This window comes from Rhodococcus sp. JCM 9793 (assembly GCF_055380405.1).
In genome coordinates, this window is the sequence record NZ_AP043721.1 from 3296552 (window position 1) to 3322552 (window position 26001).

Annotated in this window: 28 protein-coding genes; 23 read left to right on the top strand and 5 right to left on the bottom strand. The window is 67.1% G+C overall.

The window, feature by feature from the left end; genetic code table 11:
• Positions 1 to 126 precede the first annotated feature (126 nt).
• From hisD to helR, 8 genes are all read left to right on the top strand, one after another.
• Complete coding sequence (gene hisD, locus ACZ46K_RS17295) at positions 127 to 1449, top strand: histidinol dehydrogenase (protein ID WP_464743828.1); 1323 nt, start codon at positions 127 to 129, stop codon at positions 1447 to 1449.
• Positions 1446 to 2576 (top strand): histidinol-phosphate transaminase, encoded by a 1131-nt coding sequence (locus ACZ46K_RS17300; RefSeq protein WP_464743830.1) that lies wholly within the window; start codon positions 1446 to 1448, stop codon positions 2574 to 2576. The genes hisD and ACZ46K_RS17300 overlap by 4 nt, the downstream gene beginning before the upstream one ends.
• Complete coding sequence (gene hisB / locus ACZ46K_RS17305; protein ID WP_464743832.1) at positions 2573 to 3187, top strand: imidazoleglycerol-phosphate dehydratase HisB; 615 nt, start codon at positions 2573 to 2575, stop codon at positions 3185 to 3187. The genes ACZ46K_RS17300 and hisB overlap by 4 nt, the downstream gene beginning before the upstream one ends.
• 4 nt (positions 3188 to 3191) lie before the next feature.
• On the top strand, positions 3192 to 3347 hold the full coding sequence (locus ACZ46K_RS17310) for a hypothetical protein (RefSeq protein ID WP_464743834.1): 156 nt from the start codon (positions 3192 to 3194) through the stop codon (positions 3345 to 3347).
• 1 nt (position 3348) lies between these two features.
• Positions 3349 to 4509 carry an MFS transporter gene (locus ACZ46K_RS17315; protein ID WP_464743836.1) on the top strand — a complete coding sequence of 387 codons (1161 nt, stop codon included), beginning with the start codon at positions 3349 to 3351 and terminating at the stop codon, positions 4507 to 4509.
• An 11-nt stretch (positions 4510 to 4520) separates the two neighbouring features.
• Positions 4521 to 5156: an imidazole glycerol phosphate synthase subunit HisH gene (gene hisH, locus ACZ46K_RS17320; RefSeq protein ID WP_464743838.1), complete on the top strand. Its 636-nt coding sequence runs from the start codon at positions 4521 to 4523 to the stop codon at positions 5154 to 5156.
• A 56-nt stretch (positions 5157 to 5212) separates the two neighbouring features.
• Positions 5213 to 5395: a hypothetical protein gene (locus ACZ46K_RS17325; protein WP_054811007.1), complete on the top strand. Its 183-nt coding sequence runs from the start codon at positions 5213 to 5215 to the stop codon at positions 5393 to 5395.
• A 161-nt stretch (positions 5396 to 5556) separates the two neighbouring features.
• Positions 5557 to 7785, top strand: a complete 2229-nt coding sequence (gene helR, locus ACZ46K_RS17330; RefSeq protein ID WP_464743840.1) for an RNA polymerase recycling motor ATPase HelR — start codon at positions 5557 to 5559, stop codon at positions 7783 to 7785.
• 18 nt (positions 7786 to 7803) lie between these two features.
• Here helR and ACZ46K_RS17335 read toward each other — a convergent pair whose 3' ends face one another.
• From ACZ46K_RS17335 to ACZ46K_RS17345, 3 genes are read right to left on the bottom strand one after another with little or no spacing between them, the layout of a single operon-like run.
• Positions 7804 to 8241 carry a MaoC/PaaZ C-terminal domain-containing protein gene (locus ACZ46K_RS17335; protein WP_054807100.1) on the bottom strand — a complete coding sequence of 146 codons (438 nt, stop codon included), beginning with the start codon at positions 8239 to 8241 and terminating at the stop codon, positions 7804 to 7806.
• Complete coding sequence (locus ACZ46K_RS17340) at positions 8238 to 8684, bottom strand: FAS1-like dehydratase domain-containing protein (protein WP_054807099.1); 447 nt, start codon at positions 8682 to 8684, stop codon at positions 8238 to 8240. Before ACZ46K_RS17340 ends, ACZ46K_RS17335 begins: the two co-directional genes overlap by 4 nt.
• Positions 8672 to 9703, bottom strand: coding sequence for a helix-turn-helix transcriptional regulator (locus ACZ46K_RS17345; protein WP_054807098.1), 1032 nt, complete (start codon positions 9701 to 9703; stop codon positions 8672 to 8674). The genes ACZ46K_RS17340 and ACZ46K_RS17345 overlap by 13 nt, the downstream gene beginning before the upstream one ends.
• A 61-nt stretch (positions 9704 to 9764) precedes the next feature.
• Here ACZ46K_RS17345 and ACZ46K_RS17350 point away from each other — a divergent pair, with 61 nt between their 5' ends.
• From ACZ46K_RS17350 to ACZ46K_RS17380, 7 genes are all read left to right on the top strand, one after another.
• The gene (locus ACZ46K_RS17350) at positions 9765 to 12011 is read left to right on the top strand and encodes an ATP-binding cassette domain-containing protein (RefSeq protein ID WP_464743842.1); all 2247 of its coding nucleotides are present in this window, start codon (positions 9765 to 9767) and stop codon (positions 12009 to 12011) included.
• A gap of 109 nt (positions 12012 to 12120) precedes the next feature.
• A complete protein-coding gene (gene priA / locus ACZ46K_RS17355; protein ID WP_464743844.1) occupies positions 12121 to 12855 on the top strand; it encodes a bifunctional 1-(5-phosphoribosyl)-5-((5-phosphoribosylamino)methylideneamino)imidazole-4-carboxamide isomerase/phosphoribosylanthranilate isomerase PriA in 735 nt (244 codons plus the stop codon).
• 5 nt (positions 12856 to 12860) lie between these two features.
• Positions 12861 to 13688: an inositol monophosphatase family protein gene (locus tag ACZ46K_RS17360; RefSeq protein WP_054807101.1), complete on the top strand. Its 828-nt coding sequence runs from the start codon at positions 12861 to 12863 to the stop codon at positions 13686 to 13688.
• Positions 13685 to 14458 carry an imidazole glycerol phosphate synthase subunit HisF gene (hisF, locus tag ACZ46K_RS17365; protein WP_464743846.1) on the top strand — a complete coding sequence of 258 codons (774 nt, stop codon included), beginning with the start codon at positions 13685 to 13687 and terminating at the stop codon, positions 14456 to 14458. Before ACZ46K_RS17360 ends, hisF begins: the two co-directional genes overlap by 4 nt.
• Positions 14455 to 14802, top strand: a complete 348-nt coding sequence (gene hisI, locus ACZ46K_RS17370; RefSeq protein ID WP_054807332.1) for a phosphoribosyl-AMP cyclohydrolase — start codon at positions 14455 to 14457, stop codon at positions 14800 to 14802. Before hisF ends, hisI begins: the two co-directional genes overlap by 4 nt.
• A gap of 583 nt (positions 14803 to 15385) precedes the next feature.
• On the top strand, positions 15386 to 16222 hold the full coding sequence (locus ACZ46K_RS17375) for a glycoside hydrolase family 19 protein (protein WP_054807333.1): 837 nt from the start codon (positions 15386 to 15388) through the stop codon (positions 16220 to 16222).
• Between the two features lie 87 nt (positions 16223 to 16309).
• Entirely contained in the window at positions 16310 to 16489 is a 180-nt protein-coding gene (locus ACZ46K_RS17380; RefSeq protein WP_054807334.1) for a tautomerase family protein, read from the top strand.
• A 13-nt stretch (positions 16490 to 16502) separates the two neighbouring features.
• Here ACZ46K_RS17380 and ACZ46K_RS17385 read toward each other — a convergent pair whose 3' ends face one another.
• Both ACZ46K_RS17385 and ACZ46K_RS17390 read right to left on the bottom strand, forming a co-directional pair.
• Positions 16503 to 17141, bottom strand: coding sequence for a GNAT family N-acetyltransferase (locus tag ACZ46K_RS17385; protein ID WP_464743848.1), 639 nt, complete (start codon positions 17139 to 17141; stop codon positions 16503 to 16505).
• Positions 17142 to 17162: 21 nt separating this feature from the next.
• Entirely contained in the window at positions 17163 to 17648 is a 486-nt protein-coding gene (locus ACZ46K_RS17390) for a MarR family winged helix-turn-helix transcriptional regulator (RefSeq protein WP_464743850.1), read from the bottom strand.
• Positions 17649 to 17798: 150 nt separating this feature from the next.
• On the opposite strand from ACZ46K_RS17390, the gene ACZ46K_RS17395 reads away from it, so the two are divergent.
• The 8 genes from ACZ46K_RS17395 to ACZ46K_RS17430 all read left to right on the top strand — a co-directional run bounded on the left by ACZ46K_RS17395 (position 17799) and on the right by ACZ46K_RS17430 (position 25957).
• The gene (locus tag ACZ46K_RS17395) at positions 17799 to 18566 is read left to right on the top strand and encodes a DODA-type extradiol aromatic ring-opening family dioxygenase (protein ID WP_054810612.1); all 768 of its coding nucleotides are present in this window, start codon (positions 17799 to 17801) and stop codon (positions 18564 to 18566) included.
• A gap of 66 nt (positions 18567 to 18632) precedes the next feature.
• Complete coding sequence (locus ACZ46K_RS17400; protein WP_464743852.1) at positions 18633 to 20216, top strand: anthranilate synthase component I; 1584 nt, start codon at positions 18633 to 18635, stop codon at positions 20214 to 20216.
• A complete protein-coding gene (locus ACZ46K_RS17405) occupies positions 20213 to 20944 on the top strand; it encodes a TIGR02234 family membrane protein (protein WP_464743854.1) in 732 nt (243 codons plus the stop codon). The genes ACZ46K_RS17400 and ACZ46K_RS17405 overlap by 4 nt, the downstream gene beginning before the upstream one ends.
• Before the next feature lie 90 nt (positions 20945 to 21034).
• A complete protein-coding gene (trpC, locus tag ACZ46K_RS17410) occupies positions 21035 to 21844 on the top strand; it encodes an indole-3-glycerol phosphate synthase TrpC (protein ID WP_464743856.1) in 810 nt (269 codons plus the stop codon).
• A 138-nt stretch (positions 21845 to 21982) separates the two neighbouring features.
• Positions 21983 to 23236, top strand: a complete 1254-nt coding sequence (gene trpB / locus ACZ46K_RS17415; protein WP_464749370.1) for a tryptophan synthase subunit beta — start codon at positions 21983 to 21985, stop codon at positions 23234 to 23236.
• On the top strand, positions 23233 to 24036 hold the full coding sequence (trpA, locus tag ACZ46K_RS17420; protein WP_054807754.1) for a tryptophan synthase subunit alpha: 804 nt from the start codon (positions 23233 to 23235) through the stop codon (positions 24034 to 24036). Before trpB ends, trpA begins: the two co-directional genes overlap by 4 nt.
• On the top strand, positions 24033 to 25100 hold the full coding sequence (lgt, locus tag ACZ46K_RS17425) for a prolipoprotein diacylglyceryl transferase (protein ID WP_464743858.1): 1068 nt from the start codon (positions 24033 to 24035) through the stop codon (positions 25098 to 25100). Before trpA ends, lgt begins: the two co-directional genes overlap by 4 nt.
• 2 nt (positions 25101 to 25102) lie before the next feature.
• Entirely contained in the window at positions 25103 to 25957 is an 855-nt protein-coding gene (locus ACZ46K_RS17430; protein WP_054810488.1) for a TM2 domain-containing protein, read from the top strand.
• Positions 25958 to 26001 lie beyond the last annotated feature (44 nt).

A 26001-nucleotide genomic window follows, 5' to 3' on the forward strand; every position in this document is an offset into this window, starting at 1 on the left:
GGCACCGACCCCGCGGGATGAGAGGGGAGTGACAGCAACGCGGCCCGGGGCGCACCCGCGTGTGGTCAACCATCCACTATCGCGGATAATGGGAGACGTTCCCTGATCAGCGAGAGAGGACAACTCATGCTTGCCCGCACCGACCTGCGCGGTCGTACTCCCACCACTGCGGAGCTGAGGGGCGCACTGCCCCGCGGCGGAGTGGACGTGGACGCGGTGCTGCATCATGTTCGTCCCGTCGTCGACGACATTCGCGACCGCGGTGCCGAGGCCGCTCTCGACTACTGCGAGAAGTTCGACGGCGTCCGTCCCGACAGTGTTCGCGTGCCGGCCGCCGAACTCGAACGAGCCCTCGCCGAGATCGACCCGGCCGTGCGCGCGGCCCTCGAAGTCGCCATCGAGCGCACCCGCAAGGTGCACGCCGACCAGCGCCGCACCGACACCGTCACCGAGGTGGTACCCGGCGGCACCGTGACCGAACGCTGGGTGCCGGTCGACCGGGTCGGACTGTACGTCCCGGGCGGAAACGCCGTCTACCCGTCGTCCGTCGTCATGAACGTCGTTCCCGCACAGGCCGCGGGCGTCGAATCGCTCGTGATCGCCTCGCCCCCGCAGAAGGACTTCGGCGGCCTGCCGCACCCGACCATCCTCGCGGCGGCCGCGCTACTCGACGTCGACGAAGTGTGGGCGGTCGGCGGCGGCCAGGGCATCGCGCTGCTGTCCTACGGCGGCACCGACACCGACGGCGCCGAACTCGCGCCCGTCGATATGATCACCGGCCCCGGCAACATCTACGTCACCGCCGCCAAGCGGCTGTGCCGCTCGGTGGTCGGCATCGACGCCGAGGCGGGCCCCACCGAGATCGCGATCCTCGCCGACCACACGGCCGACGCCGTGCACGTCGCGGCCGACATGATCAGCCAGGCCGAACACGACGTCATGGCCGCGTCCGTCCTCGTGACCACGAGCCCCGAACTCGCCGACGCTGTCGACACCGCGCTCGCCGCACAGCTCGAACTCACCAAGCACCGCGAACGCGTCGCGACCGCGCTGTCCGGAAGCCAGTCCGGCATCGTGCTGGTCGACGACATCGCGCAAGGCCTGAACGTGGTCAACGCCTACGCGGCCGAGCACCTCGAAATCCAGACGGAGAACGCATCCGACGTTGCCGCACAGGTTCGGGCGGCCGGCGCGATCTTCGTCGGCCCGTGGGCCCCGGTCTCACTCGGCGACTACTGCGCCGGCTCGAACCACGTGCTCCCCACCGCGGGCTGCGCGCGGCACCAATCCGGCCTCAGCGTGCAGACCTTCCTGCGTGGAATCCATGTCGTCGACTACACCGAGGCAGCCCTGAAGGACGTGTCCGGCCACGTGATCACTCTCGCGAACGCCGAGGATCTGCCCGCACACGGCGAGGCCGTGCGACTGCGCTTCGAGGCACTGAAGTGAACGCGGCGATTCCGGGTGGTTTCGTCACACTCGACGACCTGCCCCTGCGCGAGAACCTGCGCGGCAAATCGCCGTACGGTGCTCCGCAACTGACGGTGCCCGTCCAGCTCAACACGAACGAGAACCCGCACCCGCCGACGCAGGCCCTTGTCGACGACGTCGCGGAATCGGTCCGCGAGGCAGCGACTCGACTGCACCGCTATCCCGACCGCGACGCCGTCGCCCTGCGCACCGATCTCGCCGCGTACCTCACTCGGCAGACCGGTGTCGCGGTCGGGCTCGAGAATGTGTGGGCGGCAAACGGATCCAACGAGGTGCTGCAGCAGATTCTGCAGGCGTTCGGCGGGCCGGGCCGCAGCGCAATGGGTTTCGTGCCCTCGTATTCGATGCACCCGATCATTGCCGACGGAACACAGACCGAGTGGTGGCCCACCTACCGGCGAGACGACTTCACCCTCGACATCGAGGCTTCCGTCGCCGCGATCCGCGACCGGCAGCCCGACGTCGTGTTCGTCACGAGTCCGAACAATCCGACAGGCCACAGCATCCCGCTCGACGAGCTGCGTCCGATCCTCGACGCCGCTCCGGGCATCGTGATCGTCGACGAGGCATACGCCGAGTTCTCTGCAGTGCCGAGCGCGCTGGCGCTGATCGACGAGTACCCGGCGAAGATCATCGTCTCGCGCACCATGAGCAAGGCATTCGCTTTCGCCGGTGGTCGGCTCGGCTACCTCGCCGCCGCCCCCGCGGTGATCGACGCGCTGCTGTTGGTTCGTCTGCCGTACCACCTGTCGGTGATCACGCAAGCCGCCGCGCGGGCCGCGCTGCGGCACGCCGACGCCACGCTCGGCTCTGTTGCCGAACTGGCCGCCCAACGCGACCGCGTCGCAGCCGAACTCACCCGGTTCGGATACCGAGTGATCCCGTCGGACTCCAACTTCATCCTGTTCGGACGCTTCGCCGATGCCGCCGCCACATGGCAGCGGTACCTCGACCGCGGTGTCCTGATCCGGGACGTCGGCATCCAAGGCCACCTGCGCACCACAATCGGACTCGCGCACGAGAACGACGAACTTCTGCGGGTCAGCGAAATACTCGCCGCAACCGAAATCGAGGCAACCCGATGAGCGACCGCATCGCCAAGGTCGAACGCACCACGAAGGAATCGAGCATCACCGTCGAGGTGAATCTCGACGGCAGTGGACGCACCGACATCGCCACGGGGATCCCGTTCTACGACCACATGCTCACCGCCCTCGGTCAGCACGGCTCGTTCGACCTGACCGTGCACGCCCAGGGCGACGTCGAGATCGAGGCACACCACACCGTCGAGGACACCGCGATCGTCCTCGGTGACGCGTTCAACGAGGCGCTCGGCGACAAGCGCGGTATTCGTCGGTTCGGCGACTGCTTCATCCCGATGGACGAAACCCTCGCGCACGCGTCCGTCGACGTCTCCGGCCGCCCGTACTGCGTGTTCACCGGCGAACCCGACTACATGGTGCATTCGGTGATCGGCGGCTACCCGGGTGTGCCCTACTCGACCGTCATCAACCGGCACGTATTCGAATCCTTCGCATTCCACGCGCGCATCGCGCTGCACGTGCGCGTGCTCTACGGCCGCGATCCGCATCACATCACCGAGGCCGAGTTCAAGGCTGTCGCACGCGCATTGCGTGAGGCGGTCGAACCGGATCCGCGCGTAACCGGTGTGCCGTCGACCAAGGGCAGCCTGTAAATCGATGGATGTTCTCCTCACCTACGTTTGTTTCATCGCTGCGGGGATCACGGCCGGCGGCACCTGGTCGATGTGGAAATCCCGGAATCTGCTGTTCGCGGGAGTTCTCCTTGCGATCACGGTGCTCGCCGTGATCGCGGGTGTGCTCAGGTTGACCTGACGTGACGCAGGACAGTCCGGCACTGCTGCGCGTGCGCGGGCTCCCCGCGGCCTGGGTATTGGCCGCCGCGGCATTCGGCGGATTCTCACTGCTGCTGCCCGTCGTGCCCTGGGCCATCGCCGAAGCCGGGGGATCCGACACACTCGCCGGATCGGTGACTGCCGTATTCATGCTCACCACGGTTCTCGCCCAGATCGCCATGCCGCGACTGATGCGTGCCTACGGTCACCGCGCCATGCTGATGGCGGGCTGCTTGCTGCTCGGTCCGCCGTCGCTGCTGTTCCTTCTGTCGGTGGCGCCGGCCGCCGTCCTCGGGATCTCCGCAGTGCGAGGGATCGGATTCGGCATGATCACCGTCGCCGCGTCCGCACTCGTGGGTGAACTCGCACCTCCCCGCCTGCTCGGGCGGGCGACGGGGGCGCTCGGCGTCGGGATCGCCGCGTCGCAGATGATCGGCCTACCCGCCGGGCTCGCGATCTCCGAACGCTTCTCCACCACACCGGTGTTCATCCTCGGTGCGATCGTCACTTCGGCTGCTCTCGTCGCTGCAGTTCGGCTGCCACGGACTCCGAAACGCGCTGCCGCGCCGAGCAGTCGAATCCCGCTGCGGGTGCTGTTGTTCCCCATGGTGGCGGTCGGAGCGGGAGCCATCGCTTATGGCGGACTGACCTCACTCCTGCGGATCGCGGTCGCTGATCTCCCTGTCCCGACCGCACTGGCCGTGCTCAGCGCGTCCACGCTCGTCGGGCGTTTCGGAGCGGGTGCCCTCGCCGACCGCTTCGGAGCGGGCAAGATGCTGCCCGTCGGCCTCGCCCTCGCCGCGGTGGCGATGGTGCCCTTCGCCCTCATCGCTGACGGCAGGGCCGGCACCGGCGCTCTGATCGGAGCCTCGGTGTGCTTCGGACTCGGCTTCGGCATCGTGCAGAACGAGGCACTGCTCATCGCGTTCCGGCGCGCCGGTTCCGAACACATCGGGTCCGCAAGCGCCGCATGGAACATCGGCTTCGACGCAGGCACCGGCGCCGGATCCTTCGCACTCGGTGCGGTGGCCGCCGCAGCCGGATACCCGGCGGCCTTCGCCGTTGCCGCACTGCTCGTCCCCACACTCCCGTTGCTCGCGCGGCTTGCCGGTCCGTCCGAGCGTCCCCGTTCCTCCACATAGAATCGACAATCATGAGCGCAACCACGGTGGCCGTCCTCGATTACGGCTCGGGCAATCTCCACTCCGCGACCCGGGCACTGGCCCGCACCGGCGCGCACGTCGAGGTCACCTCCGACCCCGAGGTCGCGCTCGCCGCGGACGGTCTCGTCGTCCCCGGTGTGGGCGCATTCGACGCGTGTATGCGAGGCCTGCGCGGTGTCGGCGGCGAGAAGATCATCGGTACCCGACTCGCCGGGGGGCGCCCGGTGCTCGGCATCTGCGTCGGCATGCAGATCCTGTTCGAGAAGGGTGTCGAACACGGAATCGAGACCGAAGGCTGCGGCGAGTGGCCTGGCACCGTCGACCGCCTCGACGCGCCCGTCCTGCCCCACATGGGTTGGAACACCGTCGAAGCGCCGAAGGACTCGGTGCTGTTCGCCGGAATGGACGACGATACGCGTTTCTACTTCGTCCACACCTACGCGGCGCAGACCTGGGAACTGCCCGAACCCGAACGGATCGCCCCACCTCGACTGACCTGGGCCGAGCACGGCAGCAGGTTCCTCGCCGCGGTCGAGAACGGGCCGCTCTCGGCGACCCAGTTCCACCCCGAGAAGTCCGGTGACGCCGGCGCCGTTCTGTTGCGGAACTGGGTGGATTCTTTGTGAGCAGGCCCGAGGAGAGCGACGAGCCGACCGGGGACCTCTCGATCGGCAAGCTCGCGATGGCGTCGCTCGGCTCCGCCGCGGCGGTGCTGCTCGTCGCGACCCTCGTCATCGTGGTGCTGCGACCGGCACCGGTGATCGGCCTGATCGTCGCGTTGGCCGGGGTCGTGGGCGCGATCGTCGCGATGGGGATCGTGTCGAAGAGGATGACGCGGAAGGCGTTCGGTCCGGAAAAGAAATAGGACGTAGCACTCGGTGATTCCCACTGCTATGTCCTTCCCTCTTCAAGATATAGCCGACCCGGGGGCTTGCGGCAAGACCCCGGGTATACCCCAGAATCATTCTCCCGGCCGAATCCGTGCACGTCACGGCTGCGTCCGGCCGGGAGATTGGCGGTAGTTTCATGGCATTCGACGACACACGCACGACACGACAGGACCGACAGGGCGCGCAGGAACAGCGGGACCACGAGAACGAACTGCAGTCCGAACGGCGGTACGTGGCACGGCTCCACGCACAGCTGGATTCGGACCGGGCCGCCGCAAAGGCACGATACGAGGCGGCGCTGCGCGACAGCGGGCACTCACCCATGGAACGCGACGTCGAGGTGCGCTCGCAGGCACGCGCGATCGCGCGATTGGACGTGGCAGACGCCGGACTGTGCTTCGGACGGCTGGACGCAGAGTCGGGCGAGAGGTCGTACATCGGCAGGATCGGGCTCCTCGACGAGGCGAACGACTACGAGTCGTTGCTGCTCGACTGGCGGGCACCGGCTGCGCGACCGTTCTACGTCGCGACCGCGGCGAATCCCGAGGGCATGCGCCGCCGCCGCCAGTTCCACACCCGTGGACGGGAGATCGTCGACTTCACCGATGAATCACTCGGCCGTCCGTCGGACGCCGACTCCGGAGACTCGGCCCTGCTCGCCGCGGTCACCGCGCCGCGCGGCGACGGCATGCGCGACATCGTGGCGACGATCCAGGCCGAACAGGACGAGATCATCCGACTCGACCACCCGGGAGTGCTCGTGATCGAGGGAGGGCCCGGTACCGGCAAGACTGTGGTCGCGCTGCACCGCGTCGCATACCTGCTCTACACCCAGCGCGAACAGATGGAACGTCACGGCGTACTGGTGGTCGGACCCAACCCGGAGTTCCTGCGGCACATCGGGCGCGTGCTGCCGTCGCTCGGCGAGACCGACGTGGTGTTCACCACCACGGGCGACCTGGTTCCCGGACTGCGCGCCACGGCAGAGGACGCGCCGGACGTGGCACGACTCAAGGGATCGTCGACGATCCTCGGCGTGCTCGCCGCAGCGATCGCCGACAGGCAGCGGAAGCCACACGACCCGATCATGATCGGGTTGACCGATGTGACGGTGCGGATCGACGCCGAGACCGCCGAGTGGGCGATCGACGAAGCGCGGGCGAGCGGCCTGCCGCACAACGAGGCACGCGCGGTCTTCACCGAGATCGTCACGTGGGTACTCACCGAGCGCGCCATCGCACGGATCGGTCGCGGATGGCTGGATCGATCCGACAAGCAGGCATGGGAGGACATGCGCTCGGACCTGAGCGCGGAACTGGAAGAGCACGAGCGGTTCCGGGTGGCGCTGGACGAACTCTGGCCGATCATGACGCCGGAAGAGTTGTTGGCGCAGCTCTACGCGTCGAAGGCACGGCTCCGCGCGGCCGGTGCCGATCCGGCGCTGTGGCGCGCGGACGGCCACGCGTGGACGGTCTCCGACGTGCCGCTGCTCGACGAACTCGTCGACCTCCTCGGACGCACCGGCCCCGTCGACGACACCGCGGAACGCGCACTCGCGGCCGAGGCCGAGTATGCCGCGGGGGTGCTGGACGTCCTGGTGAATCGTGAAGACCACATGGACGACGAGGACCACCTGTTCGCGCAGGACATGCTCTACGGCTCCGACCTGGCGGGGCGCTTCACCGAGCGCGACACCCGCGACCTCGCCGAACGCGCTGCAGCGGATCGGGACTGGACCTATCGGCACGTCGTCGTCGACGAAGCTCAGGAACTGTCCGAGATGGACTGGAGAGTGCTGATGCGCCGCTGTCCGGGACGATCCTTCACGATCGTCGGTGATCTCGCTCAGCGTCGATCGGCGGCGGGGGCGACGTCCTGGGGTGAGATGCTCGAGCCGTACGTCCCCGGACGGTGGATGTACCGATCGTTGACCGTGAATTATCGGACACCCGCCGAGATCATGACCGTCGCCGCCGGTGTGCTCGCCGCGTTCGCGCCCGATGTCACGCCGCCGGAATCGGTCCGTGCCTCGGGTTCGGCGCCCTGGTCCAGGTGCGTGAGTGGGGACGAATTGGGCCTCGCTGTAGAAGAATTCGTACGCGACGAAGCTCTCAGGGAAGGGACGAGCATCGTGATCGGGCCGCCGGACGTCCCCGGCGCGGTACTGCCTGCGGAGACGAAGGGCCTCGAATACGACGCGGTCCTCGTCGTCGAACCCGAACGGATCCTCGCCGACGGGCCGCGCGGGGCAGCGGAGCTGTATGTTGCGCTGACCCGTGCCACCCAGCGTCTCGGTGTCCTGCACCGCGCACCGTTGCCGGAGATCCTGTCCGGGCTAACGGACAGAACCCCGCTGACGCGGTGACCACGACCGACGCTCGGGTCAGGACGAAAACCGGACCAGGGCCTGTGTCTTACCGAGCACGGTGCGGCCCTCGTAGCTCACCGTGATGTCGATTCGCGCCGTGCGTTCGTCGGGGTCGAGTCGGGCGACCTTGGCGGAGATCGACAGGGTCGCGCCGTCGACCGGATCGACGACGACGGGTCGCGTGAACCGCGTCTCGTACGAGATCACTGCCGTGGGATCGCCGATCCAGTCCATCACTACCTGCAACGCCAGGGCCGCAGTGAGCATCCCGTGCGCGAGCACCCCTGGGAGGCCGACCTCGGCAGCGGTGACGTCGTTGTAGTGGATCGGATTCAAATCGACCGACGCCCCCGCATAGCGCACCAGGTCGTCGCGGGTGATCTTCGGTTCGGCCTTCGCGACGACCGCGCCGATCTCGAGGTCGCCGAACGCGCAGCGGGTGGGGAAACTCATGCGTCACCTCGATGCAGAAAGCTCGAGGTGACCGTCGCGACCAGCGCGCCGGTCTCGTCGCATACCTCGCAGATCGTCGCGATGAACGAATTGCCCGCGCGCTCGGACACGTCGACGATGGTCAACGTGGTCGACAGGTCGTCACCGGCAACGATGGGCCGACGGTATTCGATCTTCTCCGAACCGTGGACGACCCGGTGCAGCTCGATGCCGGTGCCGGGGGACTCCATCAGCTGGGTCACGGCGGGACCCAGCACCACGGTGCTGAAGGTCGGTGGTGCAACCACATCGGCGAAGCCGGCTGCGCGGGACGCCTCGACGTCGTGATGGACCGGGTTCGTCGAGCGCACGGCGCGAGCGAATTCACGGATCTTCTCGCGGCCGACGAGATAGTTCGTCGGTGGAAAGACCCGACCCGCGAGATCAGGGTTCAGTGGTGCCATCCGCCGAGCTTATCGGGCCGTGAGGTCGGGTCGGCGCCGGAATCGTCCGTTGCGGCCGACAATCGCTGCGCGAACAGCCGGCAGGAGCGTAGAAGCGTCTCGCTGCCATCGATCCTGAAGTCGGCATCGACGAAGGCGAGGATGAGGACGAGCCATTGCCACGAGTCCACATCGAGACCGACAGTGGTGCGATCGTCGCTCGCCGAGCGGATCCGGGATTCCTGGAACTTCAGTGCGTCGACGACGTGCTCGACCGGCGCGTCGACCAGTAGATCCACCGGTTCCTTGCCGCGGCGGAGGTTCCGGCGAAGGTAATCCGACGCCGAGTCGGCCGGCAGATCCCGTACCGGGTAGCGGTGTCCGGTACGGACCGGTTCGTGCAGGCGGTCGACCCGGAAGACGCGCCAGTCCTTGCGTCGGGTGTCCCAGCCCATCAGGTACCAGCGCAGGAGATGGTGGATCTGGCGGTACGGGTCGACGCGTCGCTCGGTGGCGTTCCCCGCTGCATCGACATAGCGGAAAGTGATCGTCTCCCGGTGCGCGATGGCCTCGGCGACGATGCTCAGATGCTGTGCGGTCACCGTGGGTGCCTGTTGGGGGCTCGTCTCGAGCCCGGCGCGGATCGCGGTGAGCAGCGGGCGGAGCCGCGTGGGAAGGAACTGGTCGAGTTTGCCGTACGCGCGGGACGCCGCATCGTCGATGCCGTCTGTCGCCCCATCGTCGATGCCACCTTCCGCGAGCCCCACAGAGGCGAGTGAGGCGAGCGCCAGCAGTGTGGCGACGGCTTCGTCGTCGTCGAGAACCAGCGGTGGCATCGTTCGTCCGGCGGCGAGTCGGTAGAAACCGCCGGGACCGGGCTGTGTCTCGACCGGGTACCCGTACCCGCGAAGACGGTCGACGTCACGGCGCACCGTCCGCGGACTGACTTCGAGCCGGCGTGCGAGTTCGTCGCCGCCGATCGCGCGGCCGGTCTGCAGAAGCGACAGCAGTCCGAGCATCCGTTTCGTCACGTCGGCCATGCCCCGATCATCCCCGAAAATGCGGTCAGGATCCGGCCGTATCCGGTCGTACCGTCGAGGCATGGCAGCAACGCGACACATCACCGTTCGCAGGGCACACACCAACAACTTGGCCGACCTCGACCTCGACATTCCACGCCACCGGCTCGTCGTTGTCGTCGGTGTGTCCGGCTCGGGCAAATCGTCACTGGTGTTCGACACGATCGCCGCCGAGGCGGGGCACCAGCTGAGCGAGACGTTCCCGCCGTTCACCAGGAACCGGCTGCCGAAATGGACCCGGCCCGACGTCGAACACATCGCGGGTCTGACCCCCGTCATCGTCATCGATCAGCGCAGGATCGGCGGCAATGCCCGTTCGACCGTCGGCACCATCACCGATACCTGGACCTACCTGCGATTGCTGTACTCGCGCACCGGGACACCGTACGTGGGCGAATCGAATTGCTTCTCGTTCAACGACCCCGCTGGAATGTGCGCCACCTGCTCGGGCCTGGGTGAAGTCGTCGCCAGTGCGGTCGAACGCTTCCTGGACCTCGACAAGTCGCTCGCCGACGGCGGCATCGTGCTCCCGGGCTTCGGCCACGGCGGGTACTGGTACTCGTTGTACGCCGATATCGGCACGTTCGACGCTCGAACCCCGCTCCGGCAGTGGAGCGAGGCCGAACGCGACGCACTCTTGTACGGCGGTGAGTCCGCGGCGAAGCTGGGCCGCAAGACACCGAAGGAGTACGAGGGCGTCGTCCCGCGATTCGAACGCATCTACCTGCACACCTCCGACAATCTGTCCGAACGCAAACAGGACACCATCCGCCGTTTCACGAGGTCGCAGACCTGTCCCGAATGCGACGGCGACCGGCTGAACAAAGCCGCCCGCACCGCGGTCTTGCTCGGTCGCACCCCCGGCGAGATGTCCCGTCTCGAGGTCGCAGAACTCCTCGACCTCGTGCACACCATCGATTCCGCCCACGTCGCGCCGGTGGTCACCGCGCTGACTGAACGGCTCGAGGCCATGGTGAAGATCGGACTCGGGTACCTGACGCTCGCCCGACCGACCACGAGCCTGTCCGGCGGCGAATCTCAGCGCATCAAGACGGTCCGACACCTCGGATCGAGCCTGACCGAGATGACCTACGTGGTCGACGAACCGACGGTGGGGCTGCACCCGAGCGATGTCGAGTCGATGGTCGAACTGCTCGAACACCTCTGCAGCAGTGGTAACAGCGTGCTGGTCGTCGAACACGATCCCGCGGTGATGGCCCGGGCGGACGAGGTGATCGAGATCGGTCCGGGCGCCGGCGCGGCCGGTGGCCGACTCGTGTTCCAAGGGACATTCGACGACCTGCGCCGCGCCGACACTCCGACCGGACGTGCCTTGCGTCGACGAGCACTGCCCGAGCGTGCACCACGGCCCGCGACCGGGTCCCTCACCATCGCCGACGCACGACGCAACAATCTGCAGCATTTCACCGTGCAGATCCCCAGAGGCGTGATGACCGTGCTCACCGGCGTTGCGGGATCCGGGAAGTCCAGTCTTGCTACGGAACTCGTCGACCAACACGAGGCAATCGTGATCGACCAGAAGCCGGTGAGCACCAACCGGCGTTCCACCCCGATCACCTATACCGGCATCGCACCCGCGATCCGGAGACTGTTCGCGCGCCGAAACGACGTGCCCGCGAGTCTGTTCAGTGCCAATTCCGACGGTGGGTGCCCGGACTGCAAGGGCACCGGCGTGATCTACACCGATCTCGCGTTCATGGAGGGCCAGGAAGTCGTGTGCGAGACATGCCACGGACGTCGATTCACACCCGAGGTCCTCGCGCACACCGTCGACGGGATGTCCATCGCGGACGTGGACGATCTGACCGTCGAGCAGGCCGTTGCCCGGTTGCCCGACAAGGGCATCGCCCGCGCACTGGAACAACTCGCGGCGGTCGGCCTCGGCTATCTGCGCCTGGGGCAGTCGTTGAGCACGCTCTCGGGAGGAGAATGTCAACGAGTCAAGATCGCCAAGGAACTGCGGGAGGTGGAACAGACCACCACCTATGTCCTCGACGAACCGACCACCGGGCTGCATATGAGCGACATCGACGCCTTGCTGCACGTTCTCGACAGGCTCGTCGAGTTGGGGAACGATGTGGTGGTCATCGAGCACAACCTCGACGTCATCCGCCGCGCCGACTGGCTGATCGACCTCGGCCCCGGACCCGGCCGAGACGGTGGGACGATCCTGTTCGAGGGACACGTGGCCGACTACACCGGATACGACACACCCACGTGTCGTGCACTGGCGGACGCCCCTGAGTGAGCACCGGCGTGCCCGCATCGATGAGGCCGGGCCCAGTGGCGGTCCCCCGTGGCTCGATCCCGCCGAGTCGCTTTCGAGGTTCGATACGACAGGCACTACTGTAGGCGCAGTGAGCCTGGTCCTTTTGCCTGCAGTCGACGTTGCCAACGGTGAAGCAGTTCGCCTCGTTCAGGGAGAGGCGGGCAGTGAAACCGGCTACGGTTCTCCGCGCGACGCCGCCTTCGAATGGCAGAACGCCGGTGCCGAATGGGTGCACATGGTCGATCTCGATGCGGCATTCGGTCGCGGAGACAACCGTGAACTCATTGCGCAGGTCGTCGGCGAACTCGACGTGTCGGTCGAACTCTCCGGTGGTATCCGCGACGATGCGACTCTCGCTGCTGCCCTCGCGACCGGCTGCGCGCGGGTGAACCTCGGCACCGCCGCCATCGAGAACCCCGAGTGGTGTGCACGGGTCATCGGCGAGCACGGCGACCGTATCGCCGTCGGTCTCGACGTGAAGCTCATCGATGGCGAATGGCGTCTGCGCGGGCGCGGCTGGGTGTCCGACGGCGGCGACCTGTGGGAGACACTCGAGCGGCTCAACGGTGAGGGTTGTTCCCGGTATGTCGTCACGGACGTGACCAAGGACGGCACTCTCAGCGGCCCCAATCTCGATCTGCTCGGATCGGTGTGCAATGCCACCGACGCCCCTGTCGTCGCTTCCGGCGGAGTCTCGACCGTCGACGATCTGCGCGCGATCGCCACGCTCGTCGACGAAGGCATCGAGGGTGCGATCATCGGCAAAGCGCTCTACGCAGGCCGCTTCACCCTGCCCGAAGCACTCGACGCGGTCTCCCGCTGACGTCGATGGCCGCGAACACGGACCGCGAACACCTCCTCGCTGTGGCGACTGAGGTGCTCGACGGTGTGTCCGAACGGTTCGTCACCGGCCACGGGGCACCGCGGTCGGTGGACAAGGGGCGCAACGACTTCGCCACCGACCTCGATCTCGAGCTCGAACGCCGCATCAGCGGTGAGCTCGCCGACCGCACAGGTATCGCTGTGCACGGCGAGGAGTTCGGGGGGCCGTCGGCGAGCAGCGGGACCGTGTGGCTGCTCGACCCCATCGACGGCACCGTCAACTACTCGGCCGGACTCCCCACGGCGGGCATCCTGCTCTCGCTCGTCGAGGACGGCGAGCCGGTGGTGGGTTTGACGTGGATGCCGCTGATAGGCCACAGGTTCTCCGCGGTGGTCGATGGTCCGCTGCTGTTCAACGGTGAGCCCCGCAAGAAGCTCGGGCCTCAACGGCTCGAAGACCACATGATCGCCGTCGGCAGTTTCGACGTCGACAGTCGCGGTCACGTTCCCGGACGCACCCGGCTGTCCGTCATCACGGAACTGAGCCGGCGGGTCGCGCGGCTGCGCATGCACGGCTCGACGGGTATCGATCTCGCCTACACGGCGTCGGGTGCGCTCGGTGGAGCGGTCGTGTTCGGTCACCACCCGTGGGACAATGCAGCCGGGGTGGCCCTCGTCCGTGCGGCAGGCGGAATCGCCACCGACTTCGAGGGCGAGCCCTGGCGCATCGGATGCGGATCCGTATTGGCCGCAGCGCCCGGTATCCACGACGAAATTATCGACATCCTGAGATCCGTGAGGACGGAGTCTCGTTCAGAAGGAGAATCCCAATGACGCTCGCCGTGCGAGTGATCCCCTGCCTCGATGTCGACGCCGGACGGGTCGTCAAGGGAGTCAACTTCGAGAACCTCCGCGACGCCGGTGACCCTGTGGAACTCGCTGCCCTCTACGACGCTCAGGGCGCCGACGAACTGACCTTCCTCGACGTGACGGCCTCCAGCGGCGATCGAGGCACAATGCTCGACGTCGTTACCCGTACCGCGGAGCAGGTCTTCATCCCGCTCACGGTCGGCGGTGGAGTACGCACCGTCGACGACGTCGACCGGCTGCTGCGCGCAGGCGCCGACAAGGTCTCGGTGAACACCGCCGCCATCGCGCGGCCGGAAGTGCTGCGTGAGATGTCCGAGCGATTCGGCTCTCAGTGCATCGTGCTGTCCGTCGATGCTCGGACCGTTCCTGAAGGCCAGGATCCCACTCCGTCGGGCTGGGAGGTCACCACCCACGGTGGTCGGCAGGGCACGGGGATCGACGCGGTCGAGTGGGCTCGGCGCGGCGAGGAACTCGGGGTGGGGGAGATTCTGCTCAATTCGATGGACGCCGACGGAACCAAGGCCGGGTTCGATCTGAAGATGATCGAATCCGTGCGTGCCGCGGTGCACGTCCCCGTCATCGCTTCGGGCGGTGCCGGCGCTGTGGAGCACTTCGCGCCGGCCGTGCAGGCGGGTGCGGACGCGGTGCTCGCGGCGAGCGTGTTCCACTTCCGTGAACTCACGATCGGGCAGGTCAAGGACGCGATGCGCGCGGAAGGAATTGTGGTCCGATGAGTAACATCCTGAACCCGGAGATCGCGGCCAGGATCAAGCGCAACGAGGCCGGGTTGTTCGCTGCGGTCGTGCAGGAGAAGTCCACCGGTGCGGTCCTGATGATGGCGTGGATGGACGACGAGGCACTCGCGCGCACTCTCGCCACCCGCAAGGCCACCTACTTCTCTCGGTCCCGCAACGAGTACTGGGTCAAGGGCGAGACGTCGGGGCACACCCAGTTCGTGCACGAGGTGCGACTCGATTGTGACGGTGACACCGTGTTGCTCGTCGTCGACCAGGTGGGCGCGGCCTGTCACACGGGTACGCACACGTGTTTCGACACCGATGTGCTGCTCCAGCCGTAGAAGAATTCTTGTTCGTGGTGCACTGCCGGCTCGGTCGGGCCGGACATGTCATTCCCGCCGTCGTGACGTGTCATGGAGTCGCCACTCTGATCTGTGTGATGTGACACAGACGGCTGTCGATTCGCTTTCTACGGTCCCCACGACTTCTGATTTCTGAGGCCACGGGCCCGGGGCGGAACGCATCGGCGCCCCTTTCGGTGGGCGGGTCCGGTCGAGTTGTCGGCAGTGGCTCGACCGCAGCCGAATCATGTTGTGGCGCAGGTGATGATTCTGCGTCCTTCGGTTGAAAATGTGCCCGGAGCGGGTGCGCCGAGGTTCTGCGAGGAGCGGCCTTCGGTTGGTGTGGCCGAATGTCCGGAAGTGACGAATCGACCGATGGAGAGGCGTGTCTCACAACAGATAGTGGGAAGTGGTGTCGGGCACGATCGCTTGAAGGTCTCGCTACCAGCGGCGTTACCTGGTTGTGACCTCAAGGCCGCTGAATTGTGATCCGTCCGGAATGGACGACCTCCTTTCGGTGAACGTGCGCGGCCCCCATTTCCGGAGGCCGATCCGAATTCGGTCCAAATTTGGAGCACGACCCATGTCTCTTTCACATTCGCGGCATTTTCGTGTCGCGATCGCAGCCGCGGCCTTGATCGGCACGGCGACCACCGGTGTCCTCGGGCTCGGTGCGACCGATGCCAACGCTCATACGGCGACCTCGGCGCCCACTCGGTACGAGGAACCGGGCAACCTGCTCAAGGCGCTGGAATTCCCGGAACTCGTGGAGGGGAAATGGGCCGGTGCCGCCGAATCCCCGACGTCCGTTCCGGTCGAGCCTTCGGATACTTCCCCCGGCGAACCGGAGCCCGACTCGGTCGACGCTCCGGATCCCGCGCCTGCGCCCCCAGCTGTCACCGCCGATGATCTGAGGCGGATCGTGCCGGGGATCCCGAGCGAGAGGATCGATCAGTACATTGCTCCGCTGAACGAGGCGATGACGCACAACGGCATAGACACCCCGGTCCGTCAGGCGGCGTTCATCGCGCAGCTCGCTGTCGAGTCCGACTCCTTCCGGACCTTCGAGGAGTACGCGTCCGGTCGTGCTTACGAGGGTAGGTCCGATCTCGGTAACACCCAGCCCGGAGACGGCGAGCGTTACAAGGGGCGCGGCGCGATCCAGGTCACCGGGCGTCACAACTACGAGGATTTGAGTCAGCACACGGGGGTGGACTTCGTCGCGCACCCCGAGTTGCTCGCCGCGCCGGAGAACGCCTTCACCACCGCCGCGTGGTACTGGACGTCGCGCGACCTCAACAACGTTGCAGACACTGCGGGGATCGTGCGGGTGTCGGAACTCGTCAATGGTGGTCACCATGCGCTCACCCGGCGGATCGCCGACTTCGAGCGGGGCTTGAACGTACTGCTCGCGCCGTAGTCGAGATCGGAGGCGTCCGGATCGACGCACGGTCATCGTCACGGCGCGATGTGACAGCGTCGTCCGCGCTGTGGGTACTGTGCGTCCATGCCCCTGATCCAGATCAGCCAGACCCCCGGACTCACGAGTGAGCAGAAGGCCGAGGTGATCGCCGCGGTGACCCGCGCCTACGCCGAGGCTGCCGGCAAGAACGAGTCGTCGGTGTGGGTGACCATCACCGAGGTGCCGCGCGAGAATTGGGGTGTCGGAGGCGCACCGCTGGGGTGAACGGGGCCGGTGGTCAGAATGATCGGACCATGGTGAGTTGGTGTACCCGGCTGCCCGCGTAGCGAAGTCCGGGAACCGGTGGGGTGCTGCCGTGTGGTGTGAACCCCATTCGCTCGAAGAAACTTGCCGCCCTGGTGTTTTCGATCAGTGTTTGCAGGTGGCAACCCGGTACCTGCTCGGCGCGTAGGCGTTCGAACCAGGCGTTCGTCAATCCGGCGGCGGCTCCGGTGCCGCGCGCTTCCGGGGCGACGTTGATGTGCAGGTGCGCAGGCCACCGTGGATCGTGGATCTCGCCTGCCGTCGGTGCCCGGCGGATCGCTGCTACCGCCGCGTCGAACATGCTGCGGCCGAAGAATGTGATGGCCTGCCTGCTGCGAAACGGCCGGTATAGCCGGAGGGCGTCGGTGATGAGTGTGTCCTCGCTCGGGAACGCCTCGGTGTCGATGCATCCGGTGAGGTAGCCGACGAGTGTCCCGTCGTGCTCGGCCACGAACAGGGATGCCGGTTCGAGGTCCATGTACGGATCGAGATAGACCGCTGCTTCGGAATCGATGTGTCCCCACAATGATTCGGTGGGGGATCCTTGACCTGCGCGTGCGAACAAGGCGCGAAGTTCGTGTCGATCGTTCTCGTGGAATGTCCGAATCCGCATTCGGTCAAGCTACTACAGCGTTCACGCTTTGCCGGTGCCTTCGGCGATGCCCTTGTCGAGTTGGGTCAGCAGAGCGGTTCCGATGGTCTCGAGGGTGCTCACCTGTTCGTCGTCGAGACCGTCGAACACGAGTCGCCGTACCGTGTCGACATGTGCGGGAGCGGTTTCGACGACCTTGGCGTAGCCGTCGTCGGTGAGGACGGCATACGACCCTCGGCTGTGTGGGATTGCTTCACGGCAGACCCAGCCGCGTTTGGCGAGCCGGGTGACGACGTGGGAGAGCCTGGACAGGGAGGCGTTGGCGTCCTCGGCGAGTGCAGACAGTTGCAGGCGACGGCCCGGAGCCTCCGACAGGACGGCGAGGACGAAATACTCGAAGTGGGTGAGGTCGGCGTCGCGCTGCATCTGGGTGTCGAGCGCCGCCGGTAACCGCGTGACCACTGCCACGAGCGAACGCCAGGCCTTCTGCTGTCGGTCGTCGAGCCACCGGGGTTCGTCGCTGCTCATGGTCGAACAAGCCTCTTTTCGAGTCGTCGTGATCTGTCCAGACTGCCAAACCGGAACGCTGTGTCCTGCGGTGGGGAATGAAATCCGTTCAAGGGAGTGTTCTCCGGTATGCTACTTGAAGCTTCAATATAAGGAGACGTTGTGAACGCGATGCCCGCCCTGTTCGTCAGTCATGGCGCCCCACCGCTCGTCGACAGTGAACTGTGGGTGTCCCAGTTGGAGAAATGGTCGTCGAACCTGCCGCGCCCCACCGCGATCCTGATCGTGTCCGCACACTGGGAATCGGCGCCGCTCACCATCGGCGCGACCACCACCGGAACCCCTCTGGTGTACGACTTCGGCGGTTTCCCGCGCCGCTTCTACGAAGTCACCTACGAGTCGCCGGGCGCACCCGAACTGGCCCGCAAGGTCGCGGCGCTCATGCCCGACGATGAACCGGTCGTGCAGCAACCTCGCCGCGGTCTCGACCACGGGGCCTACGTCCCGCTCACCGTGATGTACCCGGACGCCGATATTCCCGTGCTGCAGATCTCGCTGCCCAGCCTCGACCCGCAGCGACTGCTGACACTGGGAGAGCGGCTCCGCCCGTTACGCGACGAGGGGGTGCTGATCATCGGATCCGGCTTCACCACCCACGGCCTGCCGTTCCTGCGGGACATGCGCCCGGACGCTCCCGCGCCGGGCTGGTCCGCGGAGTTCGACCACTGGGCCGACGAAAGTCTCGCCGCCGGCGACATCGACGCGCTGGTCGACTTCCGGCGTCGCGCACCGGGGATGCCGTATGCCCACCCGTCCACCGAGCACTTCGCGCCACTGTTCGTGACGCTCGGCGCATCCAGCGACCCCGGGCAGCGACCCGACCAGGTAATCGACGGATTCTGGCTGGGTCTGGCCAAGCGCTCGTTCCAGGTCGTATAGGACAGTCGACGCGCCGCGGGCACCCGCGGCGCAGCCCGTCATCACGGTGCCTGGGATGATGGACGCATGTCCGGCGAGCCCACCACCATTCCCGCAGCCACCACGACCGCGTCCGCCGGGGGGTGGTCCGATACGACGACCTCCCGCGAGCAGTTCAGGCTTCTCGCGGCCGAGCATCGCGTGGTCCCGGTGACCCGCAAGGTGCTCGCCGACGCAGAGACCCCACTGTCGGCATACCGGAAGCTCGCGTCCGACCGGCCCGGCACATTCCTGCTCGAGTCCGCAGAGAACGGCCGGTCGTGGTCGCGCTGGTCGTTCATCGGCGCGGGGAGCCCCGCGGCACTGACCGTCGTCGACGGTGAGGCCGCATGGTTCGGTCACGTACCCAGCGGCGCGCCGTCGGGTGGAAATCCGATCGAGGTGCTCCACGAGACCCTCTCGTTGCTGCACACCGACCGCATCCACGGTCTGCCGCCGCTCACCGGCGGCATGGTCGGGTACCTCGGCTACGACATCGTCCGTCATCTCGAGAAGCTGCCCTCGCTCGCTGTCGACGACCTGCAGATCCCCGAGATGGTCATGCTGCTCGCGACCGATCTCGCCGCCGTCGACCACCACGAGGGCACGATCTGGCTGATTGCGAACGCCGTCAACTGGGACGGCTCCGACGAGCGCGTGGACGAGGCGTACGACGACGCCGTCGCACGGCTCGACCGTATGACCGCCGACCTGGCCGCTCCCGCGACGTCGACCGTCACCACCTTCTCGAAACCGGAGCCCGACTACCGGCGTCAGCGCACCACCGAGTCGTTCTGCACCGACGTGCGCAAGCTCATCGGCGACATCGAAGCGGGTGAGGCGTTCCAGGTGGTGCTCTCGCAGCGATTCGAAATCGATTGTGAAGCAGAACCGTTCGACGTGTACCGGATGCTGCGTGCCTCGAACCCGAGCCCGTACATGTTCCTGGTGCACATTCCCGATGCCGATGGCGGCACGGCGTTCTCGATCGTCGGGTCCAGCCCTGAAGCGCTCGTGACGGTCGCGGACGGCGTGGCCACCACACACCCCATCGCAGGCACCCGCTGGCGAGGTAAGGATGAAGAGGAAGACATCCTCCTCGAGAAGGACCTCATCGCCGACGAGAAGGAGAACGCCGAGCATCTCATGCTCGTCGATCTCGGCCGCAACGATCTGGGACGTGTCTGTGAACCCGGCACCGTCAAGGTGCACGACTACCGGCACATCGAGCGCTACAGCCACGTCATGCATCTCGTGTCGACCGTCACCGGGCGCCTTGCCGACGGTAAGCAGGCTCTCGATGCCGTGACCGCGTGCTTCCCGGCGGGAACCCTGTCGGGTGCACCCAAGGTGCGGGCGATGGAACTGATCGAGGAACTCGAACCGACCCGCCGCGGGGTCTACGGTGGGATCGTCGGATACCTCGATTTCACCGGCGACGCCGACACTGCGATCGCGATCCGCTCGGCCCTCGTCAAGGACGGGGTGGCCTACGTGCAGGCCGGTGCGGGCGTGGTGGCCGATTCGGTACCGGAGGCCGAGGACACCGAGGCACGGAACAAGGCGATGTCCGCGCTCGCGGCGGTCGCCGCGGCAGCCACCCTGACTCCGTTCGGAGGCGAGGCCGAATGACGGACCCGGAACCTGTCCAGCCGGAGGCCAGGCAGTCGGTGCCCATCGGCGACAGCGTCACCCGGCCGGTGCGACGCCGATCGACCGCGCTCGCCGCGGTGCTCCTTGTCGTCGCGGCTGCAGCGCTGTGGGCATCGAGCCGTATGACCTGGGTGCGGGTGGCCTCTGCCGACGGTCTCGGCGCAGACCGGAGCATCGACCTGAACGGCGGCACCTGGGCTGCCGCGACCACCCCGCTCGCCCTGGCGCTGCTCGCCGCTGTGGCCGCGGCGTTCGCGGTGCGCGGTCGTGCGGTGCGGATCGTGGCCGGCGCGGTGGCGCTCGTGGCGGTAGCGGCGGCGATCCCGGTGGTGCAGTTGTTCACCTCCGGGGTGGATCCGGATGCAGCGAAGCAGATTGCAGGGCTGCCCGACCGCGCCTCGGTGGTGGGCACCGAGGTCTACCCGCTGCCCGCTGTCCTCGCCGGTGTCGGTGCGTGTGTGGCACTCGCTGCGGCTGTTGCGTTGTGGCGCACACCCACCGCGCAGGCCGGTCTGTCCTCGAAGTACGACGCTCCGGCCGCGCGCCGTGAGGCCGCTGCGCGCGGCGCCGAAACGGACGAACCGACGACCGAGCGGACCCTGTGGGACAGCATCGATGCGGGGCACGATCCGACCGTCGACGACGAGGACGACGATGTCGATAACGACCCCGATACTGATTCGGGCGAATCGGGGACCCGCCGCTGAGCGGTGTCGCGAGGCGGACTAGGCTGGGCACTACTTCCGATGAAGTTGATCACATCGGGATTGACATGGGGCGAAAGGACTCGAGCCACGATGACAGTTCTCGACTCGATTCTCGAAGGAGTGCGCGCAGACGTCGCCGCTCGGGAGGCGGCCGTCGACTTCGCTTCCGTCAAGGCTGCCGCGGCTGCCGCGCCCTCGCCGATCGACGCCAGGGCGGCGTTGCTCGAACCGGGCATCGCGGTCATCGCCGAGGTGAAGCGCGCGAGCCCGTCGAAGGGTGCGCTCGCCGATATCGGCGACCCGGCGGAGCTCGCCAAGGCGTACGAGGCAGGCGGTGCCCGCGCGATCAGCGTGCTGACGGAGGAACGTCGATTCCACGGTAGCCTCGCCGACCTCGACGCGGTGCGTCGAGCGGTGCGTATTCCGGTGCTGCGCAAGGATTTCGTGGTCGGGCCGTATCAGATCCACGAGGCTCGGGCGCACGGCGCCGACCTCGTGCTCCTGATCGTCGCTGCCCTCGAGCAGACGGTGCTGCACTCGCTCATCGAACGCGTCGAATCGCTCGGGATGACCGCCCTCGTGGAGGCGCACACCGAGGAGGAGGCCGACCGCGCCCTCGAAGCCGGTGCCAGCGTCATCGGAATCAACGCGCGGAATCTGAAGACTCTCGAGGTCGACAAGAACACCTTCGGCCGCATCGCGCCGGGGCTGCCCTCCGATGTCCTCAAGATCGCCGAGTCCGGCGTTCGGGGACCGGCCGATCTACTCGCGTACGCCGGGGCCGGAGCTGATGCCGTGCTCGTGGGTGAAGGTCTGGTGACCAGTGGTGATCCACGTCAGGCCGTCGCGGAGCTCGTCACGGTGGGTACGCACCCGTCGTGCCCGAAGCCTGCGCGCTGAGCGTCGACTCCGCGCGCGCTCCACACCGGCGTCGGATCCGCGCAACCCGGCGGTGAACATACGCCGCCGGTGGGGCAGACTGGTCGGGTGACTGCAGACGATCCCGCACTGTCCGCCAAAGGTCGCGGACTTCCCCTCATGAGCGAAGCCGTCTCGACTTCGACCACGCATGAACCCGATTCCGGAGGGCATTTCGGCGTATTCGGCGGGCGCTACGTTCCCGAAGCGCTCATGGCGGTCATCGAGGAGGTCACCGCGGCGTTCGAGAAGGAGCGCACCGATCCGGGCTTCCTTGCCGAACTCGACCGGCTTCAGCGCGATTACACCGGGCGTCCGTCGCCCGTCTACGAGGCCGCCCGCCTGAGCGAGCATGCCGGGGGAGCCCGCATCCTGCTCAAGCGCGAAGATCTCAACCACACCGGTTCGCACAAGATCAACAACGTGCTGGGTCAGGCATTGCTCGCCAAGCGTATGGGCAAGACCCGCGTCATCGCCGAGACCGGAGCGGGCCAGCACGGCGTCGCGACTGCCACCGCGTGCGCCCTGCTCGGGCTCGAATGCCGCGTGTACATGGGCGAGGTCGATACCGAACGCCAGGCACTCAACGTCGCCCGTATGCGCCTGCTCGGAGCCGAGGTGATTCCCGCGAAGACCGGCTCGCGCACCCTCAAGGATGCGATCAACGAGGCGATGCGTGACTGGGTCACCAACGCCGACAACACCTACTACTGCTTCGGCACCGCTGCCGGGCCGCACCCGTTCCCCGCGATGGTCCGCGACTTCCAGCGCATCATCGGGCTCGAGGCGCGCGCGCAGGTACGCGAGCTGACCGGCCGTCTGCCCGACGCTGTCGTCGCATGCGTCGGGGGCGGCTCCAACGCGATCGGAATCTTCCATCCCTTCATCGACGACGCGTCGGTCAAGCTCGTCGGCTTCGAAGCCGGCGGCGACGGCGTCGAGACCGGCCGTCACGCCGCGACCATCGGGGGCGGTACCTACGGGGCGCTGCACGGCGCGTACTCGTACCTGTTGCAGGACGAGGACGGCCAGACCATCGAATCGCACTCGATCTCGGCAGGCCTCGACTATCCCGGTGTCGGCCCCGAGCATTCGTGGCTCAACGACATCGGTCGCGCCGAGTACCGCTCGATCACCGACACCGAAGCGATGAACGCGTTCGAACTGCTGTGCCGCAGCGAAGGGATCATTCCCGCGATCGAGTCCGCACACGCGGTCGCGGGCGCACTGAAGCTCGGACCCGAACTCGGAGCCGGCGCGATCATCCTCGTGAACCTGTCGGGACGCGGCGACAAGGACGTCGACACCGCGGCCAAATGGTTCGGGTACCTCCCGGCCGACAACGACACCAGCACCGAAGGAGCAGCGCAGTGAGCGCCCCGCACGAACGCCTCACCGAGATCTTCGCCACCTGCCGCGCCGAGAAGCGTGCTGCACTTGTCGGATATCTGCCTGTCGGCTACCCGACCGTCGACAAGTCGATCGAGGCGATGACCACTCTCGTCGAGGGTGGCTGTGACCTCATCGAGGTCGGCATCCCCTACAGCGACCCGGTCATGGACGGCACCACCATCCAGGACGCGGCGTTCGAGGCGATCGCGAACGGCGTGCGAGTGCGCGACGTGTTCACGGCCGTCGAGGCCATCACCGCGGCCGGCGGTGCGGCCGTCGTCATGACCTACTGGAACCTCGTGATGAAGTACGGCGTCGAGGACTTCGCCCGCGACCTCGCGGCCGCCGGTGGACTCGGCATCATCACCCCGGACCTGATCCCGGACGAGGCCGCCGACTGGATCGCCGCGTCCGACAAATACGGACTCGGACGCACCTTCCTCGTGGCGCCGTCGTCGACGAACGAGCGTCTGGTGAACACCCTCGAGCAGTGCCGCGGATTCGTCTACGCCACCTCCACGATGGGGGTGACCGGTGCGCGCGACGCCGTCGACAATCGTGCACCCGAACTCGTCGCCCGGGTGCGCTCGCACTCGGACATCCCGGTCGGTGTCGGACTGGGCGTCCGCAACGGCGCTCAGGCCGCGGAGATCGCCGGCTACGCGGACGGTGTCATCGTCGGTTCGGCGCTCGTCACCGCCGTCGCTCAGGGGCTGGACGCGCTGCTGGCCCTGACACAGGATCTCGCGAAGGGCGTGCGCTCCGCTACCGTGGCGTCGTGACTTCGACCGCAGCAGTCCTGGCCTACCTGCCCAGTCCACCGCAAGGCGTCTGGTACGTGGGTCCGTTGGCCCTCCGTGCATACGCGCTCTGCATCATCGTCGGCATCATCGTCGCGATCTGGTGGGGTGATCGCCGTTGGGTCGCCCGAGGCGGGCAGGCAGGCACGGTCCTCGACATCGCTGTGTGGGCCGTGCCGTTCGGTCTTGTCGGCGGCCGCCTCTACCACGTCGCGACCGACTGGCAGAAGTACTTCGGTGAGGGCGCCGACCCCATCGACGCCCTCAAGATCTGGGAGGGTGGCCTCGGGATCTGGGGCGCGGTGGCGTTCGGCGCGGTCGGTGCCTGGATCGGCTGCCGCCGGCGGGGGATCCCGTTGCCTGCGTTCGGTGACGCCCTCGCACCCGCGATTCTGCTCGCGCAGGCCATCGGCCGGCTCGGGAACTGGTTCAACCAGGAACTCTACGGCCGTGAGACCACGGTGCCATGGGGCCTCGAGATCTACGAGCGCACCGACGACGCCGGTCGGAGCGCACCGGGGCTGATCGACGGCGTCTCGACCGGTGAGGTCGCGTTCGTCGTCCACCCGACGTTTCTCTACGAACTGTTGTGGAACGTGGCGATCGTCGTTCTGCTGGTGCTCGTCGATCGCAAGTTCGCGATCGGTCACGGCCGTCTCTTCGCGCTCTACGTGGCCGGGTATTGCGCGGGCCGATTCTGGATCGAACTGATGCGCGCCGACACCGCGACCGAGATCGCCGGTATCCGCGTCAACACCTTCACCTCCGGCATCGTGTTCGTGCTCGCCGTCGCCTACGTGATCTTCGCGCGCAAGGGCAGGGAAGCGCCCGAGACACTCAACCCCGGTGCGGTGAAGGCCGAGGTTGCTGCAGCGGGCGGCGCGGCAACCGGTGACGAGGACGCCAGAGACAATGGCACCGGCACCGGAGGTGCCACGGGCGGGCAGACGGAGTCGAAGAAGAACGACGAGACACCGGATCCGGACGAGTCCGATTCCGCCGGTAAGGTCGAAAACGGCACACCCGGCACCAGCAAGGGGGAGTAGTAGTGACCACACCCGATTCCGATAACTCGGACAAGCGCGACGACTCGTCGGGGCGCGATCCCGTCGACAAGCCCGATCTTCGTAAGAAGGACGAGTCTTCAGCACAGTCTCCTGCAGCACAGTCGTCCACGGAGAGCACTCCCGGGGCCACCCACGAATTCGGCCGGACCTTCGACTACGACGCGACCGCACAGGCGTCGCTGTCCGAGCAGCCGCCCACCGCGGAATCGCTCGGGGGATCCGCCGGTACACCGGGGCCGGGCTGGGACACCTACTCGGGTGTGGGCAACGGACCGGGCTGGGGCACCACCCCGAGTTACCCGCCGCCGTCGGAAAACCTCCAGTCCGACTACCCGGCACCCGGAAGTGCAGAGTTCGGCACGGCTGCACCGCACTCGTATCCGGGTGGTCCGCACCAGGGGTTCACGCCGCCGCAATACGGCGCGCCGGGTCCGGTCTACGGCACGCCCGATCCGCAGTACCCGATCGGCGGCGCCCCCGGGTACCCGCCGCAGGACCCGTACGGCAACCCGCAGCCGTACGGCGCGTACGGACCGCCGCCCGGCTACCCCGGGGGTCCGGTCGGATACGCCGACCCGTCTGCGCCCTACGGCCGCGATCCCTATACGGGCGAGCCGTTCTCCGACAAATCCAAGGTCACGGCGGGTCTCCTCGAGATTCTGCTCGGTGCGTTCGGTGCCGGTCGCTTCTATCTCGACCAGCCCGGAATCGCGATCGCTCAGATCGCTGTCACGTGGCTGACCTGCGGAATCGGCGGAATCTGGCCGCTGATAGACGGCATCATGATGCTCACCGGCAAGGTTCGCGACAACCATGGGCGTCCACTGCAACCTTAGTGAAGCGGCTACCCGCCGGTAATCGACGCGAAATGGTGGCGCAA